This window comes from Mesorhizobium sp. M7A.F.Ca.US.006.04.2.1, assembly GCF_004022915.1.
GTDB classification, from domain to species: Bacteria; Pseudomonadota; Alphaproteobacteria; order Rhizobiales; family Rhizobiaceae; genus Mesorhizobium; species Mesorhizobium ciceri.
This window is the reverse complement of the sequence record NZ_RZQA01001025.1, coordinates 1-1,967: the sequence shown is the minus strand read 5'-3', so window position 1 is coordinate 1,967 and position 1,967 is coordinate 1. Positions and strand designations below refer to the sequence as shown.

2 protein-coding genes, 1 tRNA gene and 1 pseudogene are annotated in these 1,967 nt (G+C 63.6%); all 4 read right to left on the bottom strand.

The window, feature by feature from the left end:
• Positions 1–17: 17 nt before the first annotated feature.
• Positions 18–93: transfer RNA gene (locus EN925_RS33695), tRNA-Trp, on the bottom strand.
• Between the two features lie 80 nt (positions 94–173).
• Positions 174–725, bottom strand: coding sequence for a putative glycolipid-binding domain-containing protein (locus tag EN925_RS33690; protein WP_063168072.1), 552 nt, complete (start codon positions 723–725; stop codon positions 174–176).
• 29 nt (positions 726–754) lie between these two features.
• The gene (locus EN925_RS33685; protein WP_024505637.1) at positions 755–1,237 is read right to left on the bottom strand and encodes a group II truncated hemoglobin; all 483 of its coding nucleotides are present in this window, start codon (positions 1,235–1,237) and stop codon (positions 755–757) included.
• Positions 1,238–1,339: 102 nt separating this feature from the next.
• Positions 1,340–1,967: pseudogene (locus EN925_RS33680) on the bottom strand (hypothetical protein); the annotation flags it as partial.

The window sequence follows — 1,967 nt, the reverse complement described above, 5'->3', positions numbered from 1 at the left end:
GAATGCCATTCAGGGAATGGCACGGGCAGCAGGGCTCGAAACTACGACCTGCGGTTTTGGAGACCGCCGCTCTACCAACTGAGCTATGCCCGTACGTGCGCATGTCGGCGCAGCAGGCGCTTCCTAAAAGCTTCCGCACGCTCTGTAAAGAGCGGTTTGCATGCAAACACGCCTTAACCTCTGCGCCAGAAATCGGGATAGTCGACAACCAGCCCGTTGCGGTCGATTTCAAGTTCCCGCCTGAAGTCGCTGGCGCGCGATTCATAGAGATATCGCCTGCCCTCTTCGAGGCATGTGTAGCGCTGCGGGTTGGCGACGACCGTGAGGGCGGGGAAGTCGATGAAGGCAGTGGTTATCTCGGCACTCTGCCCGGCGGAAAGTTGCAATCGCCGGATCGGCAGCGTGTTGGTGAACGGCGTGATGGTCAGGTCGGGATCGAAAATGCCGTCGAGCTCCGGCATCGGCAGGCCGTCCCTGGTCCAGCGACCATCGCCATCGGCGGCAAGAACAAGCGTGCGGCCGCTACCGATCATATCGACAACGACACGCCTGGCGTGCCAGCCGACATCGCAAACGATGCGGTAACGGACGGCAAAAGGCGTTTGCCCGGAGCAGACTGCGACAGAGTCGGCCGAGACCTCCCCTGCCCGCTCCTGCAGCACCAAATGTTCGAGACCCGGTCCGTCCCACTCGCGCCAACGTATGATCTTCACATCTTCCGGCATCAGCCCAACACCTCCATGGCGACTGGACGCTAGTTTGTACCCGGTGGCTGATAGGGGCCGCCCGGCACACCCCAGCCCCAGGCCGGCATCGGTTCCGTCTGCGGATCGCAGGTTTCGCCGAGATTGGAGTTCATCTTGGCCAGGCGCGATCCCCATTCGACATAGCCCATGAAGGCCGAACGGAATTCCGGATCGTCAGGCAGGCCGACCGCGTCGGCGGCATCGGCCAGGAGGCTGATCCAGCGGCGGCGCTGCTCCTCGCTCAGATGCTTGCCCAGATGGTGCATGACCATCTCGCGGTGGCCGCCGAACTGCTCGCTGTAGGTCTTCGGTCCGCCGAAAACCTCGCCGATGAAGGCCGCGACATGGGCGGGGTGATCCGGCGACATGGTCTTGAACACCGGCCCGACGATCGGGTCCTGCGCCACCTTGTCATAGAAGGTCTGGGTGAGCCGGTTCAAGGCCTCGCTGCCGCCGGCCCATTCGTAGAGTGTCGGGATATCCTGGCCCATTCTCGATCCTCCGCTTGCCTGAAGCCGCCAGCAGCGACGATAGCGGAAAAATCGAAAGCGGCTCAACCTGCCTCGATGGCCAGTTTCGGGCTCCGTCGCCCACTACAATTTGGCCGGCGCGTCAGCCTCGGCATTGGCGGAAGGCCGGATCCGGCAATTCTCGGGTCTTGGCACCGCCTCGCAAATGGTGGCGCCGGTCAGCGCGTCGACCGATTGCAGGCTCGTCGTCAGGCCAACCTTCAGCATCATGTCGGGTTCCAGCCGGCGCTCGACCGAGCGCCGCTCGATCGCCGCGAACAGGGCGGAACTGATCGCCATCTCCTCCAGGTAAGCCTTGACCATCAGCTTTTGCCCCATCGGGTAGAGGCTAAGTCGCGCCTGGGGACCGACAAGCCGCCTGATGCCGCCGGCAAGCATGAACGCGCAGGCCGAATCGCACTCCACGCCCGCATCGATGCTCAGCCCGGCATAGGCGCCCTCCTTGGCCAGGCGATTCCACGCTCCTGGGTCACAGCCGACGAAATCGGTGCGGCCAACGGCGACGTCGAGCTTCTTTTCATGGATAAGCCGTCCCGCCGCCAGGGCGCTGAACAGATCGCCTCCCTTCGAGCTGATCACGACAGGCAGTTGCCGTTTGCCGAGCGTGGCGAGCAGCTGGCGCAGCTTCTGCGGGGTCTGGGGGGTGATCGCGCCTTCCGCCGAGATCCATTCCGGGCAGTCTGGATTGCAG

Coding starts and splice junctions, on each gene's coding strand:
- EN925_RS33685 (WP_024505637.1), bottom strand. CDS start 1,237: ATGGGCCAGGATATCCCGACACTCTACGAATGGGCCGGCGGCAGCGAG.
- EN925_RS33690 (WP_063168072.1), bottom strand. CDS start 725: ATGCCGGAAGATGTGAAGATCATACGTTGGCGCGAGTGGGACGGACCG.